Source organism: Brevibacillus sp. BD137, from assembly GCF_041644655.1.
Lineage (GTDB): Bacteria > Bacillota > Bacilli > Brevibacillales > Brevibacillaceae > Brevibacillus > Brevibacillus brevis_D.
The window spans coordinates 1-19754 of record NZ_JAOTNO010000027.1; the positions used below are offsets into that span (position 1 = coordinate 1).

Annotated in this window: 18 protein-coding genes; 8 read left to right on the top strand and 10 right to left on the bottom strand. The window is 48.8% G+C overall.

Annotated features, from left to right (window positions below; all coding sequences use genetic code 11):
• Positions 1 to 222 precede the first annotated feature (222 nt).
• The 4 genes from ODZ53_RS29075 (at position 223) to ODZ53_RS29090 (ending at position 3672) form a co-directional block, all read left to right on the top strand.
• Positions 223 to 897: a response regulator transcription factor gene (locus tag ODZ53_RS29075; RefSeq protein ID WP_372681853.1), complete on the top strand. Its 675-nt coding sequence runs from the start codon at positions 223 to 225 to the stop codon at positions 895 to 897.
• Positions 894 to 2189 (top strand): sensor histidine kinase, encoded by a 1296-nt coding sequence (locus ODZ53_RS29080; RefSeq protein WP_372681855.1) that lies wholly within the window; start codon positions 894 to 896, stop codon positions 2187 to 2189. Before ODZ53_RS29075 ends, ODZ53_RS29080 begins: the two co-directional genes overlap by 4 nt.
• A 140-nt stretch (positions 2190 to 2329) precedes the next feature.
• Positions 2330 to 2617, top strand: a complete 288-nt coding sequence (locus ODZ53_RS29085) for a HesB/YadR/YfhF family protein (RefSeq protein ID WP_142498562.1) — start codon at positions 2330 to 2332, stop codon at positions 2615 to 2617.
• Between the two features lie 143 nt (positions 2618 to 2760).
• Positions 2761 to 3672, top strand: a complete 912-nt coding sequence (locus tag ODZ53_RS29090; protein WP_372681857.1) for a hypothetical protein — start codon at positions 2761 to 2763, stop codon at positions 3670 to 3672.
• A 76-nt stretch (positions 3673 to 3748) separates the two neighbouring features.
• Here ODZ53_RS29090 and menC read toward each other — a convergent pair whose 3' ends face one another.
• The 4 genes from menC to ODZ53_RS29110 form a co-directional block, all read right to left on the bottom strand.
• The gene (menC, locus tag ODZ53_RS29095; RefSeq protein WP_372681859.1) at positions 3749 to 4897 is read right to left on the bottom strand and encodes an o-succinylbenzoate synthase; all 1149 of its coding nucleotides are present in this window, start codon (positions 4895 to 4897) and stop codon (positions 3749 to 3751) included.
• A 20-nt stretch (positions 4898 to 4917) separates the two neighbouring features.
• Positions 4918 to 6057 carry a M20 peptidase aminoacylase family protein gene (locus ODZ53_RS29100; protein WP_372681861.1) on the bottom strand — a complete coding sequence of 380 codons (1140 nt, stop codon included), beginning with the start codon at positions 6055 to 6057 and terminating at the stop codon, positions 4918 to 4920.
• Between the two features lie 94 nt (positions 6058 to 6151).
• Positions 6152 to 7561 (bottom strand): YfcC family protein, encoded by a 1410-nt coding sequence (locus ODZ53_RS29105; protein WP_173606181.1) that lies wholly within the window; start codon positions 7559 to 7561, stop codon positions 6152 to 6154.
• A 179-nt stretch (positions 7562 to 7740) separates the two neighbouring features.
• Positions 7741 to 9765, bottom strand: coding sequence for a sigma-54 interaction domain-containing protein (locus tag ODZ53_RS29110; RefSeq protein ID WP_372681863.1), 2025 nt, complete (start codon positions 9763 to 9765; stop codon positions 7741 to 7743).
• 201 nt (positions 9766 to 9966) lie between these two features.
• Here ODZ53_RS29110 and ODZ53_RS29115 point away from each other — a divergent pair, with 201 nt between their 5' ends.
• Complete coding sequence (locus ODZ53_RS29115) at positions 9967 to 10638, top strand: LytTR family DNA-binding domain-containing protein (protein ID WP_372681865.1); 672 nt, start codon at positions 9967 to 9969, stop codon at positions 10636 to 10638.
• Between the two features lie 142 nt (positions 10639 to 10780).
• Complete coding sequence (scpC, locus tag ODZ53_RS29120) at positions 10781 to 12292, top strand: succinyl-CoA:acetate CoA-transferase ScpC (protein ID WP_372681872.1); 1512 nt, start codon at positions 10781 to 10783, stop codon at positions 12290 to 12292.
• A 160-nt stretch (positions 12293 to 12452) separates the two neighbouring features.
• On the opposite strand, the gene ODZ53_RS29125 is transcribed toward scpC, so the two are convergent.
• From ODZ53_RS29125 to ODZ53_RS29150, 6 genes are all read right to left on the bottom strand, one after another.
• Positions 12453 to 13484, bottom strand: a complete 1032-nt coding sequence (locus ODZ53_RS29125) for a cytochrome d ubiquinol oxidase subunit II (RefSeq protein ID WP_372681867.1) — start codon at positions 13482 to 13484, stop codon at positions 12453 to 12455.
• Positions 13481 to 14815: a cytochrome ubiquinol oxidase subunit I gene (locus ODZ53_RS29130; protein ID WP_372681874.1), complete on the bottom strand. Its 1335-nt coding sequence runs from the start codon at positions 14813 to 14815 to the stop codon at positions 13481 to 13483. Before ODZ53_RS29130 ends, ODZ53_RS29125 begins: the two co-directional genes overlap by 4 nt.
• Before the next feature lie 163 nt (positions 14816 to 14978).
• Entirely contained in the window at positions 14979 to 15752 is a 774-nt protein-coding gene (locus ODZ53_RS29135; RefSeq protein WP_372681869.1) for a pirin family protein, read from the bottom strand.
• 54 nt (positions 15753 to 15806) lie between these two features.
• A complete protein-coding gene (locus ODZ53_RS29140) occupies positions 15807 to 16193 on the bottom strand; it encodes a DoxX family protein (protein WP_012684118.1) in 387 nt (128 codons plus the stop codon).
• 75 nt (positions 16194 to 16268) lie between these two features.
• The gene (locus ODZ53_RS29145; RefSeq protein ID WP_064203386.1) at positions 16269 to 16895 is read right to left on the bottom strand and encodes an FMN-dependent NADH-azoreductase; all 627 of its coding nucleotides are present in this window, start codon (positions 16893 to 16895) and stop codon (positions 16269 to 16271) included.
• Positions 16896 to 17035: 140 nt separating this feature from the next.
• Positions 17036 to 17482, bottom strand: coding sequence for a MarR family winged helix-turn-helix transcriptional regulator (locus ODZ53_RS29150; RefSeq protein WP_012684120.1), 447 nt, complete (start codon positions 17480 to 17482; stop codon positions 17036 to 17038).
• Positions 17483 to 17674: 192 nt separating this feature from the next.
• On the opposite strand from ODZ53_RS29150, the gene ODZ53_RS29155 reads away from it, so the two are divergent.
• The gene (locus ODZ53_RS29155) at positions 17675 to 18775 is read left to right on the top strand and encodes a carbohydrate kinase (RefSeq protein WP_064203385.1); all 1101 of its coding nucleotides are present in this window, start codon (positions 17675 to 17677) and stop codon (positions 18773 to 18775) included.
• Between the two features lie 3 nt (positions 18776 to 18778).
• Positions 18779 to 19705, top strand: coding sequence for a pseudouridine-5'-phosphate glycosidase (locus ODZ53_RS29160; RefSeq protein ID WP_012684122.1), 927 nt, complete (start codon positions 18779 to 18781; stop codon positions 19703 to 19705).
• Positions 19706 to 19754: the final 49 nt, after the last annotated feature.

Sequence of the window (19754 nt, forward strand, 5' to 3'; positions counted from 1 at the left end):
GAGACGAAAAGCTGTATTCCCGATTACTTGTAAAAAGTAATGGAGAATGCAGCTTTTTTTGTATTTCCGTCAGTACCTACAAATCTGATTCAAAAAAATACGTGCTCTAATAAAAGGAGCGTGTGCACAGCCAAGATCGGCGAGTGTGGTCATTATTGTGATTCCAGTCGATTATGCTATGCTGAATGACATACAGCTTTTTCAAATGAAAGAGGGATCAATATGCTTATTCTTGCAGTGGAGGATGAAAAAGCGCTGCTTCAGACAATTGCAGGAGTCCTGGTCGATGAAGGATATCAGGTGGATATGGCAGACCGCGGTGATGACGGCTTGTTATTGGCGGAACGCGGCATCTACGATTTGTTGGTCCTAGACATTATGATGCCAGGAATGGATGGTCTATCACTGGTGAGAACGTTGCGTACAAAAGGGATAATGACGCCGGTGTTATTTTTAACGGCAAAAGATAGCGTAGAGTCGAGAGTCGAGGGTTTGGATGCCGGAGCAGACGATTATTTGGTCAAGCCTTTTGCGGCCGAAGAACTGACGGCCAGAGTGAGAGCCCTTTTGCGTCGGCAAGGGAAACAGAACACAGAAGGCGAGCTGGCATACGGTCCTCTATCGCTGAAGATAAATGAATATGACGGGTTTGTTGATGATGAGCCGATGAAGTTAACCACGAAGGAGTACGAGCTACTTAAGTACTTCCTGCAAAATCGGGAGCAAATATTGACGCGCCAACAAATTTTTGACCGCGTATGGGGAATTGATTCAGAAGCGAATTACGGAGTGGTCGATTTGTATGTCCACTACCTGCGTAAGAAGCTGGGTGCTTACGAAGGCTTCATCCGAACGATCCGCAATGTGGGCTACATTCTGAAAAAGGAAAACAAATGATGTTTCGAAAAACGAGGATTCGGCTCGTAACGTTGAACGTAGTAGTGGTGCTTCTCTTATTGAACGGGCTGGGTAGCGCAGTCTACTACACGATGAAGTACCGTCTCTATTCACAGGTGGACCGAGAAATGACCAAAGTCAGCCAAAGGCTGGCAGTTGATACTTTGCCTCGACTCCATCGTGTTGAAGACGACCCTTTTCCATACAACCGTCAGGAGAGAAAAAAGTTTAACGATCTGGATCGCCGATATGTTTTGCTCGTCTGGGATAGCTTTGGTCGTGTCATCGGGACGGCATTTAGTGATAGGCTGGAGCCAGAGGAGTATGCAAAATTCCAGCATAACGGAAAAGCAGACGGAATCGAAACAAAAACAGTGAATGGACAAATCTACCGCGTGCAGACAGTTACTGTTCCGAAAAAGGTCGTTGTAGGCAATCGAATTCAGACTGCGTACCAGTTTCAACTGATTTACAATCTGGCGCCTGAGCAAAACGTGCTGGACAGCTTGCTATACGTTGTCATGATCGGCGACATTATCAGTATTGTCATTGCGATTGTGGCTGGCTGGTTTTTGGCGAGAAGGGCACTAATCCCGATCCAAGTCTCGTGGGAAAAACAGCAGCAGTTTATTGCCGATGCTTCTCATGAGTTGAGGACGCCGCTCACGGCCATTATGGTCAATCTAGAAAGGCTTTTCAAACACCCGGATCATACGATTGAGCAGGAAAGTGAAAAAATCATGATTGGGATGCAGGAGGCCAAGCGCTTGAGCAGGCTCGTCTCGGATTTGCTCACACTGGCTCGCAGTGATTCTAACGAATTGCAGATCATGAATCAGACGCTGCGCTTAGACGAGGTAGCGATCAAATGCACCCAGGTTTTTGCACAGCTTGCCATTGCACGGGAAATTCGCCTCGAAACAGACATCGAGCAACCCATTGAGATGATGGGGGACCAAGAACGTCTGCATCAGCTTATGGTTATCTTGCTGGACAATGCCTTGAAGTACACGAACGAAGATGGCCGGATTTATGTTTCTTGCAAAAAGGAAGGTGGTCGCGTTTCGATTCTTGTAAAAGACAGCGGGATCGGGATTTCCAAGGAGGATACTCCGTATTTGTTTGATCGCTTCTTCCGGGTGGATAAAATGCGCTCTCGTGCGACAGAAGGAACAGGCTTGGGGCTTTCTATTGCCAAATGGATCGTGGATGCTCACCACGGAAAAATTCAGGTCAGCAGTGAGATAGGTATCGGAACCAGTTTTTTGGTTACACTTCCAATAAAGCCGTAAACAGATGGAAAGAACCGTTTTCCCAGAGTAGGGAATCGGTTCTTTTTTCAAATAGCGGAGCAATTCCATTTAACATACATTTATGTTTCGGATATCTCTAAATTGAGGTAAACTATAAGCAGAGAGGAGTGGTTGTACTCATGAACATGACGATCACTAAAGCAGCGGTAGCATGGTTTCGGGAAGAATGGGGATGCAAAGAAGGAGACAGCATTCGTTTTTTTGTCCGGTACGGAGGCGTTAGTACGGTCCAGGATTCATTCTCGATGGGGATTGCCAAAGAGTTGCCGAATGAAATCGGCATTTCGGCAGTAGAGGATGGCATCACATTTTATATGGAAAAAGATGAGCTGTGGTATATGAATGGAAAAGGGCTGATTGTCGATTATCGCCCAGAGACAGATGAAGTGGAATTTAAGCTGGATTGAGTAAGGAAAATGATAGCGAATAGATGAAGGGCTCCGGATATCCGGGGCCTTTTTTCATGTGTGCAAAAACTAAAATATCATACTTTACAAACAAAAATGTATGTTATATTATGGGTACATAAATGGAAAAAGGAGGAAGTTACATGCGTTTACTTGATTCTTACTTGGAGCTTGGCATTACGGGAATGGCACGTGCAGCTGTAGCAGGATGGTTCGACGGTCATTATGGGGCAGCTTTATTGGCAGGGTACTTCATGGATCGCGAGCACGATCTCCCTGAACATGTAAAAGAGGGCATTGAGCGGACATGCGAATCCTTCCGCAAGCAAAAACCTGAATGGTTTGTTCCACTAGATCAAGACGAGAAAGCTGACCCCTCCTTGTTACAGCACGTCATCGATGGCCTCCAGCAAAATGTGAAGCAGCTTCGGACATCAGGCCATGGACTAGCACTAGGTGTGTTGGCATTAAAAGCACTGCGCGAACGCCCTGATATGATCACTCCGACTGTGGTGGATGGCCTGGTCAGGATTCTCCAAGCGACGACTGAAGACAGGAAAGACCGTTATTGGGGCATCGAGAATTACCATGGCATGACGATTGATGATGTCAAAGACGACGAAGTTGCACCTTACCATACAACTGCAGAGATGGCAGAGCGGGCGTTTGACGAGCTTCATTTGGTTATACCGCCACGTGATATTAATGGGGTACGCTATCATTTGGCAAGCGAGGTTGTTCATAACATCACACAGGCTCATGCGTTAACAGATCTAGAGCGATTCGGTTATGAGGATATTGTGAAGCCTGGTATCGTAAACCATCGTCTTCAAATCTATTTGAATCGCCATGTTCCTCCGTTCACTTTAGAGGATGAGGTGAAGGAGCCAGCTTTCGAGGAAATTTTTTCACCGCTATACTGGGAAAGGCTCTACAGCGATCCTCATGCATTGAAGCTTCCGTATGCTGCGTTGGATCTCTTAAAGCGGTTCCCGCCGGAGAAGCGAGCTCTTGCCGAGCGTAATTTGTGCAAGCTTTTGACGATTACGGATTAATAAAATCTCACAAATAAAAAGAACAGAGAGGGCAATAGGCTCTCTCTGTTCTTTTTCACTTCGAACAAATGTCGGTCTACCAAGTCGGAATGACGGTCGTAGTAGATTCCCGATTTGCATAGTAGCTTTTATGCTCGATCAGGGCATTGCGAATGGCAGACTCATTGATGTCAAAACCGATCCCTGGCGTTGTCGGTACAGCCAGCAAGCCAGGTGCTGCAAAATCGATAACGGGTGTCACGATATCTTCCGCAAAGTAGCGATGCGAAGGGGATGTATCGCCGGCAATCGTGAAGTTGCTAAGCGAGGCCATCGCGATATTATGCGCCCGTCCAATTCCTGCCTCCAGCATTCCTCCGCACCATACAGGTACGCCGCGTTTCTCACACAGGTCATGAATCTTCTTGGCATCTGTCAGACCGCCTACGCGACCGATTTTGATGTTGATAATCCGGCAACTGCCGAGCTCGAGAGCTTTGCGGGCATCTTCTACTGTATGGATACTTTCATCGAGGCAGATCGGCGTTTTCAGTTCTCTTTGCAAGGTCGCATGGTCGATGATGTCATCATGAGCCAATGGCTGTTCAATCATGATCAAACCGAAGCCGTCCAAAGCCTTCAGCATCTCCATGTCTGCCAGCGTATACGCAGAGTTTGCGTCCGCCATCAGTGGAACATCTGGTCCAAATGTGTTGCGGATCGCACGCATTGGCTCGACATCAAAGCCCGGTTTGATTTTCACTTTGATCTTTTTGTAGCCGTCACGGATGAAGCCTTCTACGCGTTGCAGCAGTTTTTCGATGGTCGGCTCGATTCCGATACTCACACCGACGTCAATCGTCGTACGAGTTCCGCCCAATGCTTGGGAGAGGGAGAGACCGTTCATTTTGGCGTACAAATCCCAGACGGCACCTTCTAAAGCGGCTTTGGCCATGTGGTTGCGGCGCATCCAGGAAAAGAGGCGGGATACATCATCAGGATGCTCGATCTCCCGTGAAAACAGCTGCGGGATCAAATACTTTTCGAGCATGTACCAGACCGTATCGACATCTTCCTCGTTGTAAACAGGGACGTCCATCGCGACACTTTCACCGAAGCCGACATGGGCACCGCTGTACGCACGCACCAGAATGCATTCCTTGTGGGTTTCGACTCCCATGCTCGTCTCAAAAGGGGAATTCAACGGAATTTTGATTCGTTGCAGGTCCACGCGTTCGATTTTCATATTCATCTCTCCTCAACCGTTCATTTGGATTGTCGCTCAAACGTATTCAATACCGTTCTTGCCAAAATCTCGATGCCGTCTAGCAGCGCTTCTTTTTCAAAAGTCATCTGCGGGTGATGAAGTCCTGGTGTCAGGCCACAGCCTAAACCAAGCATGGTCGCACGAAGCTGCGGACGTTCCTTGGTGTAGTAGTGGAAGTCTTCCGCGCCCGGTGTCTGAATCGGCGGTTCGAGCTTTTCTGCCCCCAAGGCTTGGGTAATGGCATCCGCCATGATCAGTCTCGCTTCTTCGTTCACTTCCGCCGCATAGACGCGTTCAGTGATCTCGTAAGACAGCTCAACTTCATATAGACGGGAAACGTGCTGCAAAATGTGCTCGACACGGGCGAATAGGGCATGAATGACTTCATTCGTCTGTGCCCGTAGGTCCAAGTGGAACTGCGCCGAGCCCGGAATGATATTGCTGCTTTTGCTGCCGGCGGAAAGCTGCGTCATTTTGGCGGAATAAGGGACGAGCGGATCGAGATGAATACCTTTTAACTGCTCGACAATCGCAGCGGCTACCTCGATAGCGTTGACTCCGAGGTGAGGCCGTGCGCCATGAGCATCGGCACCCTTGATGTGCCCGAATACTGTACCTGCTGCTCCGTGCAGGATGGCAGAAGCAGCTGTTCCGCGTGGGATTTCTTGAATGGGACGAAGGTGGACACCGTACAGAAAATCAATATCGTCCACTACCTGCTTGTTCACCATCGCAAGTGCGCCATTTCCGCTTTCTTCTGCTGGTTGGAAAATGAGCTTTAGGCGCCCAGGGAGCTGGACGTCCATTGCTTGCAGAACCATGAGGACGCCTAATGCCATGGTCATATGCGCATCGTGTCCGCAGGAATGATTTGCGGTAAAGACGCCGTTTACTTCTTGCCAAAGGGCGTCCATGTCTGCACGTACGCCTACGGTCAATTTTCCTGGCGTCAAATCGCCCCATTCGCCAACCACTCCCGTCACGTCATCAAAGGTAGTGACGTGGCAATGGTGTTTTTTCAAGAAGTCAGCAATGAATGAGGTGGTTTGGACTTCCTCCCAGCTTATCTCTGGATGCTGGTGTAAATGCTCGTATAGAGAAAAAATGGCGGGCTGCAATTGTTTGATCGTTGTGCGCATGGTTCCTCCATCGGTTTGTTCGTGAGTAGTCGATAAGTGAAGCGCAGGCTACGCCAATCATTTGACGCAGCCAGTTTTGTGAATAGCTCATTTGTTACGAAACGCCGATTGTCACTGCTACAATGAGCGCGATTGAGGCGATCACGGCCCAACCAGCTAGCAGCTTCCAAATGAATTTGACCCATTTCTCATACGGAATGCCTGCAACAGCCAGATAGCCCATCAACGCAGAAGAAGTCGGGATAATGGAGTTGGTGACCGCATCACCGTATTGGAAGGCAAGAACCGCAATCTGACGTTGGATGCCGAGCAAGTCCGCAATCGGCACCATGATCGGCATTGTTGTCGCTGCCTGTCCACTACCGGAAGAAATGAAGAGATTGAGAAAGGCTTGAATCACAAACATAGCCAGGACGTTAACGGCATCTGGCAAATGACCAATCGCTGAAGTCAGGCTGTTAATCATCGTATCGATAATTTTTCCGTCTTCCAGGACGACCGTAATCGCGCGGGCAAAACCGACGATCAGCGCCCCAAACGTAACAGCTCTCGCACCAGCGACGAAGGAATCAAACAGCGTATTGACCGACAAACCTCCGACGAGACCCGCAACAAGGCCCATGATCAGGAAGGAAGCGGTAAGCTCGGTCAGGAACCATTCGTACTTGAATACACCGTAAACGTTGAAGGCGAGGCCACAGACCATTACCAGGAAAACGAGCTTGTGGCGTGCATTCAGATCGGGGATGTCTACTGTTGCCTGTTCTTGACTTGCGTGATTCTCCACGCCATAAAGCACGCTCTTGGTCGGGTCTGCTTTGACACGATACGCATAGCGCATGACGTACCAGATGGCAAAAGCGAGCACGAAGACATACACAACAGCGCGGAAGGTAAGACCAGAGAAGAGCGGCAATTGCGCGAGGGACTGCGCCACCCCAACCGTAAATGGATTGATCATCCCACCCATGAAGCCAGCTGCCGCCCCCATGGTGATCATGGCTGTACCTGTTACGGCATCAAAGCCCATTGCACGAGCCAGCGCGATACCGATCGGAACGAAGATGATGCTTTCTTCTGCCATTCCCATAGTGAAGCCACCGATGGAAAAGAGGAACATGGAAGCAGGAATGAGCAGCTTTTCCCGACCCTCCAAGTGTCGGACACCTTTATTGATCCCGGCTTCAATCGCTCCGGTCTGGCGGATGATTCCGAATACACCGCTTACAATAAAGATGTAGAAAATGATTTGCGCGCCTTTTTGCATCCCTTCTGGAATCGCTTTGAACATGTCAAAGAACGAGACCGGATCACTTTCTACAGGATGGTAGCTGCCGTTGACGACGATGGTTTTGCCTGAGGCAGCGTCCTTGACGCGATCGAACTCACCAGCCGGAAGCACGTAGGAAGCCAAGGCTGCCAAAATGATGATGATAAAGAGGATGGCATAGGTATGCGGCACAGAAAAACGTTTCTTTGCAGGTTTCAATGGATGTGTAGACATGAGGTCACCTCGCTCTTTTTTGCTTATGACAAGCAAGGGTCGTGCCAAGTGTCGAAATTTCCCGAATATAAGCGTTTTCAGTGGATTTTCAACGGCAAGGGAAGGAAAGAAAATGAGCTTTAGGAATGTTTATTAGGTTTTATACAACCTAATACAACCTATTATTCAATGGGCGGATTCTAAATCCGCCCGTGTTTTCGCAACAATTCGATACCCGCGGGGGTGATGGAGGTTCCTTGTCGGGTTGTACCTGAACGCACCAAACCTTGCTGTTCTAACAGTTTCAGCTTATGCCGCAGTGCGCTCTCCGTCCAGCCTACCGATTGTAGCTCAGGGGAGTGCGCCAATTGATAACGCCCGACTGGTTTGTTGGATACGTAATAATGATGCAAGCAATACAAAATATCCAGATCGCGATTGTCGTCCAATTGGGGGATAGAAGCCGTCTGTTGCTTTTTAAACAGGCTATCCGTCAATCGTTTGGGGAGATCCTGAATGCCGATGACGGGATGCTCGCTTACTGTAATGGCATAGTCGACGACATTTTTCAGTTCGCGAATGTTCCCCCGCCAGTCATGGCGATTGAATAGCTCCATGACTTCTGGCGACCATGTTTTGCGAATACCTTGCTGCTCCAGATGCTCATCGATGAGAAGGGGAATATCGCTGATTCGCTCACGCAAAGCGGGAATTTGGATCGGCAGGACAGCCAAACGATAGAATAGGTCCTCGCGAAAGCTTCCTTGGGAAACAGCGTCTTCCAAATCGCGATTGGTAGCAGCGATGATGCGGCAATCCACAGAAAGGATTCCCGTACCGCCCACGCGGATGACCTGCTTTTCTTGCAGCACGCGAAGCAGCTTGACCTGAATGGCCCCAGAGATGTCCCCCACCTCATCGAGAAAAATCGTCCCGCCATCCGCTTGCTCAAACAGGCCGGGTTTTCCGCCCTTTCGTGCTCCTGTAAAGGCACCGTCTTCGTAGCCAAACAGCTCGCTCTCCAGCAGGTTTTCCGGTAAGGAGGCACAGTTGATTGCGACAAAGGGGCCGTTTTTGCGTAGCGAGTGCTGATGAATGGCATGGGCGAACAGCTCTTTTCCCGTTCCGTTTTCGCCTGTCAGCAGAATCGTTTGATTGTTTTTTGCCATCTTTTTGCCGAGCTCGATGGCTTGGAGCAGCGGTTGGCTTTGTCCTTTGATATCGGAAAAGGAGTAGGTGGCTGTATGACCGCGCAACGTAAGCGTGGTTCGCAAACGTTGGATTTCAGTCACGTCTTTTAGCGTACAAACGAAGCCTAAATGCTCATGCCTACGGCGGATGCTTTGACTGCTGACGATAAATTGTTTGTGATCAATGGTTACGAGGGCGTCCTCCTGATCTTCCTGCTCAAAAAAGGGTTGCAGCAAGCTGTGCTCCTTCAACACCGTGTACCGTTGTCCAACAATGGTAGATGCATGTGGACAAAACAGCTCAACGGCGACGTCGTTTATAAACGTGATCAGACCTTGTTCATTGCAAGCGATCACGGGGTCTTTGACTGCCTGAAAGGTAGATTGCAGTTGGCTGTTAAGCTTCTGTACTTCTGCGTAAGAGGTGCCGAGCATTTTCGCGAGCTCAGACATTTCTACAATGAAGGCAGACAAGTACTCGCGCTCCCATTCACTAGGCACGCCTACCTTGCGACCGGTATCAATCAGATCATGAATGCTGATTTTGCGAAAACCGAGATCGATCACCTCCACATGAGGAGGAAGAGGTACGTCAGGAACGCTCATGATGATGGCGTATTGAAATTCGAGATCATCAAATGTACAGCCAGGGTGAAAGGGAACGTAATTCAAATGATCGACATTCGCCTCTAATAGATTTTGGATGACCTCCTGTGCGGAAACTGGCGAATTGTTCATAACAGGGACGGTCGTCCCCGGAGGGATCTGCATCAGGGCTTTCATTTTGTGTAACTCGAAAAAACGGTTTAAAACCGTGATGGGTACGGAGTCAGCAACAGCTTGACGGGCAACTGTGTACAGCTCCGGGGATTTGGTTGTGATAAAGACATGATCGACTCCGCTCAAATCGGGAATGTGCTCATGGCTGGCATAACCGACGACTTTGCAATACGGCTCGAAATAAGCCCGCAGCTCTTTTAACAAAAATTCGAGAGTGTCCGTTCCTTTTGCAATCAAGACAATGGTGTGGTCCATGCTGCACCGCCTTTGCTCAAACAATCGTGAATGTTTTGTAATCTCATGATAGCACAATGCCTGGCTGTAATCGGATGGATTCGCTTGTATAGAGAGGAAAGACAAGGATTGATTTGGTGGTAGGGAAATGTGTTTTAATAGAAGATAGAAGATAGGAGATAGAAGATAGAAAAAGCAATAACACGAGCAGGAGGAATCAGCATGGAGGACAGATTGGTTCCAGAGGTGCTGCAAATGATTGGGGAAGTCGTGCCAGACGGGGTATCGATTGCGATCTCGGACGGTTCACAATACTTGTACTATCAACCGAGTTCGAATATTGATTTGAAAATTACGCCAGGGGATATCGTTCCCATTGGCTCGGCTACACATCAAGCCCTCTTGGAAATGGGGAAGGTAGGGCATCAGGTGGAGAGTCGTATTTTTGGTGTGCCGTACTACGGACTCTCGCTTCCATTAGTGCGAAATGGTCAGGTCGTGGGCTGTATTACCGCCATCTATCCACCTCAAAGCGTTCCGCTGACAAATCCGGAGGCGCGTCTATCGTTTTTGGTCGGAAAAGGGGAGGATGGCTGGCTGCCTATTCCGTTAACAGAGATCGTCTATATTAGCTCTCATGAAGGAAAAACGCTTCTGCACACGGCTAGTGGATCATATGCGAATAAATATAACATGGCTGAACTGGAGTACATGCTCCCGCAAGAGCGATTTGTGCGTTGTCATCGTTCCTATTTCGTCAATATGGAATCGATCGGCTTTATTCATCCTCATTTTCATTCGACGTTTTTATTGGAAATGAAGGATAAGCAAAAGACGAGAGTTCCTGTGAGCCAGTCGTACGCCAGCTCGTTTCGGCAATTGCTCGGCTTCTGAAATATCTGACAAATGAGAACGGTTCGCTGTCGTTTTTTCTTGATAGCCGCGTAAATATTCTGTTTTGCTGAAAATCGAGTGCCCGCTCAGAATCCATGTGCTAGTGTAAAAGGCAACAAAGATGGCATGGGAGGTCACAATGATGTGGGAACGCTTACGCGATAAACGACTGGCAGATAAAATCGTGACGGCTGAGGTAGCAGCAGGATGGATTGAGGATGGCATGACGATCGGGTTAAGTGGTTTCACGCGTGCTGGTGATGCCAAGGTCGTGCCGCTCGCATTGGCTGAGCTGGCGAAAAAAGAGAACAAGCCTTTTGGCGTAAACGTATATACAGGAGCTTCACTTGGCTCCGATGTGGATGCCGTGATGGCGGAAGCGGGGATCATCAATAAGCGATTGCCTTTTCAAGCTGATCCGGTTATGCGCAAAAAAATCAACGATGGCAGCATGATGTTCGTTGACCAGCATTTGTCTCATACAGCGGAAGCGATTCGCCAGGGAGCGATAGACGCGGTCGACTACGCGATTGTGGAAGCGGTTGCAATTACAGAAGAGGGCATGATCATTCCGGCAACGTCCGTGGGTAACTCCAATATTTTCGTGGAAAATGCCAAGCATGTCATCATTGAGCTGAATATGGCTCAATCGGTGGAACTGGAAGGCATCCATGATATTTATACACCAGCAAAACAAGGAGAGCGTGAACCGATTCCGCTCACGTCCGTGGATCAGCGAATCGGCACAGCAGGGATTCCTGTCGATCCGGATAAAGTAAAAGGGATTGTCCTGACGAATCAGTTGGATTCTCCGTCGACGATTGTGGAGCCGGACGAAGAAACGGCGCAGATCGCGGCGCATCTGATCGAGTTTTTGCGTCAGGAGGTAAAAGAGGGACGCTTGCCGAACAATCTCGCGCCATTGCAATCGGGGATTGGATCGGTAGCGAATGCGGTTTTCAACGGATTTTTGGATTCGGAATTCACGGATCTGACTGTCTTCTCGGAAGTGTTGCAGGATGCGGTGTTTGATTTGCTGGATGCAGGTAAAATTTCGTTTGCCTCTGGCTGTTCGATCACGCTGACAGCTGAAAAGATGAAGCATGTCACCGAGAATTTCGCCCAATACCGGGACAAGCTGCTGTTGCGTCCGCAAGAAATCACGAACCATCCAGAGCTGATTCGCCGCCTCGGTCTGATTGCGATCAATACCGCGATTGAAGCGGACATCTACGGCAACGTCAACTCGACCAATGTATCGGGTACGAGAATGATGAACGGTATCGGCGGTTCTGGTGATTTTGCTCGCAACGCACGTCTGGGCATTTTCGTAACCAAATCGATTGCCAAAGGTGGAAACATCTCGAGCATCGTTCCGTTTGCCTCCCATGTTGATCATACCGAGCACGATGTAGATATTATCGTCACTGAGCAAGGCTTAGCTGACCTAAGAGGCTTGGCTCCGCGCCAGAGAGCCATCAAAATTATCGAGAACTGTGCGCATCCGATGTACCGCGATCAATTGATGGCGTACTACGAGGAAGCACTCACACGTGGCGGACACACTCCGCATGTACTGGAAAAGGCATTCTCCTGGCACGTACGTTACGCACAGGAGGGCACGATGCTTGCGAAAGAGCCAGCGTTGGTTTAGTCGAAGCGATGATGAAAAAAGCAAACCCGCTCGGGCGTTAAAGCCTTGGCGGGTTTTTCTCGTCTCCAATGTAATGTTTACGCTTGTAAGCTTTCCTGCCTTTTTTCCTGAGCAAACGTAGCCCATGCAAAGCTAAAGCTGATTGCGTATCGGGAAATTGCTATTTTTGCCGGACGTACTGCTCGTCCCTCATAAACAGACGCCAGAAATAAATAAAACCGGGTACGAGAATCGCAAAGCCAACTAAATAACAAATGAACAGAGCGTGGAACGTATCCGGGTGTGTAAAGCTGGACTCAATCGTCACATTGGGATAGACGATGTAGGGGAGGCGTGCTGCACCATACGCATAGCTGGCGAGCAGGTATTGCGTCGTGGCGACAATGACCGCAATCCGCGGAAGGTGGATGCCGAAATATCGACGATCTTGGGGTACCAAGAGAGCGATATAGCTAATGAAAAAGCAGACCGCCGATGCAATAAGCCACGGCAAATAGTCGAGAATGCGCTCATATAGCCATTTTGCCTCCAATTGCATCGTTATCACGGTAACCAATGCCGCAAGCAACGTAATCGGCCCCAGAAACACCGCATCCCGGCGATAGACAGAGAAGGCTTGCTTTTCACCAGCGACGAAGGAGTAGTCCGCGAGAAGCAGCGACGAGAGGTAGAGTGTGCTGCTGACGGCAAGACCAATAAAAGAATAGACGTGCGGGCTGGTCAAAAAGAGTCCCCAATCGAGAGACTCCACACCATTGATCGTTCGAGACAATCCGCCCTGTGTCACAGGGAGCACGCTGATTAACAGAGCTGGCACCAATATCCCGGTAACGCCTGAGACGATGCTGAGCATCTTATCATACCTGTGAATCAGATGAGAAAACACCATGAATGTACTGCGAATCAACATCAATAACACCACGAGACATCCGGGAACAAGCAGCAGGCTTGCCAATGTGTAGGTCGCGCCAGGGAAAAAGGTCACGAGTGCGACTACAATTAACACGATAAAGACATTCACGACCTCCCAGGAGGGCGAGAGGTAGCGATTGGCGATTTGAGTGGCTTTGGTTTTTTCCCGATTCAAATAGATCATCGACCAAAAACCAGCACCGAAGTCGAAGGAGGCCGCAACGGAATAGATAACGACGAAAATCCAGAGCAGCGTAATGGCAATAATCGTGTCGGTCATGCTGTTCCTCCGTCCACTTTCGGCTGTTCTGGCGGATCGAGCTCCAAGGGATGGCGGCCAAAATAGCTACGGAATACGAGTAGGGTGACGATCGCGAAAAATACGTACACCGAGAGGAAAATCCAAAATAGAGTAGAGATGCCTGCTGCTTGGGTAGCGGCGTCTACTGTTTTCATCACACGATACACCACCCATGGCTGGCGTCCAGTGCAGGCAAATATCCAGCCGAATTCGATGCCTAGCAAGGCGAGCGGGCCACTTACGACAAAGACCCAGAGAACCCAACGGGGATACTGAGAGCGCTTTAGGAGCTTCTTCCAAGCGAAGCCGATGAAACCAACGAAGATCAACAAGCTGCCGATGATAACCATCCCGTTAAATAGCGTATGGATGTAGAGTGGAGGCCACAGCTCCTTTGGAAAGTCGTCCAGACCGACAACGACCTCGTCAAAGCGGTTGGCTGCAAGGAAGCTGAGCGCCCATGGAATCTCGATGGCGTATTTGACTTTTTTCGTCTCGGGATCGGTAAAGCCGCCAATCGCGAGTGGGGCATATGCTTGTGTTTCAAACAGTCCTTCCGCAGCGGCCAGCTTTTCCGGCTGGTATTCATGTAAAAGCTGCGCCGATTCGTGACCGTTCAAGGCAGTTAAAAGGGAAAAGGTGCCTCCCACGATTAAACCGGCCAAGAGTGCTTTTTGGTGATACAAATAAACCCGACTCCCTTTTTCGGCGCGAAGCATTTTCCATGCTGCTACTCCAGCGACGATGAATGCCCCCGTCATATAAGCAGAGACAGTTACATGACCTGCCGTCACGAAAAAGCTGGGATTAAAAAAAGCTTTCCAAGGGTCTACGTCGACAATCTGCCCATCGACCATCCGAAAGCCAGTTGGCGTGCCTTCAAAGGCGTGGATATTCGTAATCAGGATCGCGGAGGCCGTCGCACCAAGCAAAACCATGAACAAGCTCAACAAACGCATGTTGCGGGATAGACGGTGAGCCGCGTAGACGTAGATGGACATAAATAAGGCTTCCACGAAGAAAGCGAATATTTCGATCTGAAAAGGCAGCGAGATCACCTTGCCGACAATCTCCATGAACCCAGGCCATAGCAGGGAAAGCTGGACACCAGCAATCGTTCCAGAGGGGATCGCGACACCTAGCAAGATCGCCTGCGCTTTCGTCCAGCGTTTGGCCATAAGCTCGTAATCGCGGTCACGCGTCCGCCAAAAGAGGAGCTCCACCAGCAAGATCATGAGCGGGAGACCAACACCCATGGTCGCAAAAATAATGTGAAAGGCCATAGTCGTCCCGAAAATGGCTCTGGTCATCACGATATCTTCCACGTTCAACTTCCTTTCTGATCGGCACCAAAAATTGTTAACGATTTCCTCGTTAATGTCCCATGAGGAGGCGGAGTTTATACGAAAAAGACCGTCACAAAAATGTGACGGCCGGGCTTGATGATAGGATAAGGGCGTTTGGAAGAGTAGATTATTTACGATAAAGTGGATAATCAACCTCAGTTGGTACCTGAATCAACACCAGACGGAGCGGAGCATCCGTTGATGCTGTGTAGATGGCTGTGCTGCTTTCCTCGGTGGAGAGAACGACAAAGTCACCTTTGGTTGCCGGGGTGTGATTCTCGCTGACAGTTGCTTTCTCTGCAACGCTTCCGTTTCCTTCCACTATGACGACTGCGTGAGCATAACCAGCCGGGAGTTCTTTTGCATACGACTTTCCAGCGGGAATTGTGATGTCGCTCATCAAGGAATCCGTAACCAACTGAATGGGTGCAGGCGATCCGATGATGTGCTTCACTTGCACGCCATCAACATCCTCAGACGGAAACTCCTCATGATCATACTGATGGTAAGCCGGTGGTTGCTTCGTCGTTTGTGCCAGATGCGGTTCAAACCAGATTTGAAACATTTCCGTATCCTTGCCAAGCTCTTCTGCATGGTACGCGCCTGATCCGGTTTGCATGATCTGCGCACCGCCTGTCGACACCTCTTGAAGATTTCCGAGCGTGTCTCGATGTCCGACTGTCCCTGTGAGGACATACGACAAAATTTCAAAGCCGGAGTGAGGGTGCAGCGGAATTTCAAATGTCTTCAGTGATTTTGCCCATGCCCAGTAAAAAAGTGGTCCTACCCGTTTGACAACGGAGCCTTCATGAGGGAAGCCAATTGGTTTGTTCTCTACGATTTCACCGTCGCCAAAATGTCCTTTTGCTTGCTCGTTCTTTGTATAGACGCGGATTTCCATCTGATGTTCCTCCCTTAGTACGATTGCTGGCTTACTGGTTGTGAGGAGTTACCATTAAAACAAGATGTATGCACCTGGACCGATCAACGCTACACCAATAACAACTGCGATTATTGTCAGGTTGTATTCGAATCCGTTTTGTGTCACCCAATATCCATTTTGCCCGTGTACCTTCAGAATGGCAACCAGCATTGTGAAAGCAAGCAAAATAGCACTTGGCCAGATACCTACGCCTGCCGCAAACATCAGACCACCAACGAGTTCAGACAATCCAGCGACGAAGGCCATCGCTACTCCAGGTTTCACTCCGATGGACTCCAGCCAGCCGCCTGTTCCTTTCAAACCATAACCGCCAAACCAACCAAACAACTTCTGCGTACCATGACCTGCAAACGTCAAACCAATGACCAAACGAATCAACAACAATCCAGTATCCAACACTTTTCATCTCTCCTTAATTACTTTTAATTAGTATATCTTTATTTTGAGATATTTGTCCAAAAAGGCTGGCGGGCCTTAGAAGGATTCCGCCAGTTTTACTGCTTTTTCTACACCAGCTGCAACGAGCTCAGCTGCTTTGTCTTGGAATTGGTTGTGACCTTCTACGATTACTTCAGTTACATTGCTAACGCCCCAGAAGCCGAGGATCGTGCGAACGTATTTGTTTGCCATTTCCATCTGAGCCATTGGCCCTTCGGAATAAACGCCACCGCGTGCGCTCAACAGAGCTACTTTTTTGTCGCCCATCAGACCAACTGGACCTTCAGCTGTGTACTTGAATGTTTTACCTGCTTGGGAGAGGTAATCCATGTACGAGTGCAGAACAGCAGGAACGGTGAAGTTCCACATTGGGAAAGCAAATACGACTTTGTCTGCTGCTGTAAACTGGTTCAGGTATTTGTTAACCAAGTCAGCACGTTTTTGCTCATCAGCAGACAGCTCGATGCCGTTTCCTGCTTTCCACATAGCAGTCAGCATGTCGTTACCGTAATAAGGGAGGTTTTCTGCAAACAGATCCAACTCAACGATTTCGTCATTTGGATGTGTTTCTTTGTACGCTTTCGTGAAAGCTTCGTACAGCTTTACACTTGTAGCCTGCTCAACTGGGCGATCGTTTGCTTTAATAAAAAGTACTTTACTCATGGAAATTTCATTCCCCTTCCGTTTAGTAAGTCACTAACTTTTAATGTGTATATCTTGATTTTAAGATTATTACGTATTGGATCTTTTGTCAACACTTTTTTGAAAGATAGTGTTGGAGAGCGGGGACGGGGACTGCTCGTCTAATAAGTAGCTTGAGCAGTACGTCCCAATTTTTTAAGCAGTTCGATTGCTTGACGCTGTTCTTCTGGTGTGAGACCTTCCATCGCTTTCTCAATTGCGAGTTGATGAGGCGGGAAGATTTCAGACAAAAATTGATGCCCTTTTTCAGTGAGTTCTGCAAAAATGACGCGTCGGTCTGCTGAACAGGGCTTGCGAATGAGCAGTTGCTTCTTTTCGAGTTTGTCCACAACGTATGTGATGTTTCCGCTGGAGATCAATATTTTTTCGCCAATTTGCTGCAATGGTTGAGGACCTTTATGAAATAATACCTCTAGTACGCCGAATTCAGTTGGATTTAGTCCATGCTCGCGAATGTGACGATTGGAGTGAGCGGTAACCCAGTTGTATGACCTTGATAAAACGACAAAAAGATCGAGGGGATCATTTCGCAGTGGTTTGTCAGACATATGGACCCTCCTTTACATCTACATCGAAATTTCGATATCTCTAATTTAAGATAATCCTACATGATTGCATTCCTATTTGTCAAATTTAGAAAAAATAAAATGAAAAACATGCTTGTGAAAACAGTTGTCTACGTGATAAACTTTTGTTTGTAAACAAGCTGTGAAAGCGTAACAGAAGAAAGGAGGATGACCGTGGAAAAAGACATGCAGATCCTTCATCATATCCGGCAAAATCCTTTTATCACGCAACAGGAGCTGGCTGATCTGATTGGCATCTCACGTTCAGCGGTAGCTGGCTACATCGCACAGTTAACCAAACGCGGGGAAATCAAAGGACGGGCTTATGTACTTCGTGATGAAGGAATGATTGCTTGTATCGGTGGGGCCAACCTGGACCGCAAAGCACGCGGCAAGCAGCAGGTGCGTCTACACTCATCCAATCCCGTAACGATTATGGAATCGTGTGGAGGGGTGGCACGGAATATCGCGGAGAACCTCGGTCGCCTTGGCTGCAATACCTCCCTCATCACCAGCGTTGGCGAGGACAAAGAAGGCGAGTGGCTCTTGCAGGAGACGAAAAAGCACGGGGTGCACATCAGCCAAGTGTGGAGACTGCCTACACAGCGTACGGGAACGTATACGGCGCTTCTCGATATTGATGGCGAGATGGTTGTTTCCTTGGCGAACATGGATATTTACGATGCTCTCACACCGGAGATGTTCGCAGAAAAATGGTCGCACATTGCAGCAGCCCACGTGGTTTTCATCGATACAAACATTCCGGCGGACTGCTTGGCCTACATCATCGAACGTTGCCGGGAGGAAAACATCCTGCTCTTCGTTGACCCGGTCTCTTCCATTAAAGCAAAGAAGCTCCCACAGCAATTGGACGGAGTAGAAGCGATCTTGCCGAATCGCGAGGAAGCCGAGCTGATGGCTGGCATGAAGATCACGACGATCGAAGAATGCGCCGAGGCTTGCCGCAAGATCAGGGAACGAGGCGTCAAACACGTCATCGTGACCTTGGGAGAAGAAGGCATTTACTATCAATCCGAGGACGTTGAGGAGCATATGCTTCCATATCCAACAGAAGTAGTAGATGTTACAGGTGCGGGAGATGCGTTCGCGTCGGGACTCTTGTATGGCATTGTAAACGGAGAGTCTTTCCAGAGGGCGTGTCGCCTTGGATTGGCAGCATCCGCTCTGACATTGCAAACAGAGCAGTCCGTATCTCCTCTATTAAAAGCAGAACAATTGGAACTGGCCGTAGAACAATTCGAAAAGGAGCGATAAGAGATGAAACAATATTTGACCTTTACTGAGGAAGTACGCCACGCACTGGAGAACAATCTGCCGGTAGTTGCGCTGGAGACGACGATTATTTCGCACGGTATGCCGTATCCGCAAAACATCGAAATGGCAAAAGAAGTAGAGCAAATCATTCGCGACAACGGTGCTGTACCAGCTACGATCGGGATCATGGACGGCAAAATCAAAATCGGTTTGACTGACAGCGAGCTGGAAGAGTTTGCGACGAACAAAAATGTAGCAAAAGTAAGCCGTCGCGACTTCGCTTACATTTTAGCTAGCGGTAAAATCGGTGCGACTACAGTAGCCGCTACCATGATCGCAGCTGAGATGGCTGGTATCCACATGTTTGCAACTGGCGGTATCGGTGGGGTACACCGTGAAGGCGAAATCACTTGGGACGTATCTGCTGACCTCACTGAGTTGGCGCAAACAGATGTAGCTGTAGTATGCGCAGGTGCGAAATCGATCCTCGATATCGGTCGCACACTCGAATATTTGGAAACGCAAGGTGTACCTGTTGTGGGCTACCGCACGGATGAATTCCCGTCCTTCTTCGCTCGCAAAAGCGGATTCGGCGTAGACATGCGTATCGATACACCAGAAGAAGTCGGTAAGATGATGAACACCAAATGGGATCTGGGACTCAAAGGCGGTATGATTATCGCGAATCCAGTACCAGAATCTGATGCACTCAACCACGAGGAAATCGAGGCTGTGATCCAAAAAGCACTGGCAGAAGCAAAAGAAAACAACATTGCAGGGAAACAGGTAACGCCATTCATGCTCGATAAAGTGAAAAAGCTGACAGAAGGCAAGAGCTTGGCAACAAATATCGCGCTGGTGAAACACAATGCTGAAGTAGCTGCGAAAATCGCGGTAGCTTATCAGAAAGAAGCGAATCAAGGTAAATAAGAGAGATTGAACAACAAAATAGGTAAAGAAAAACGAGCCGCTAGAATCG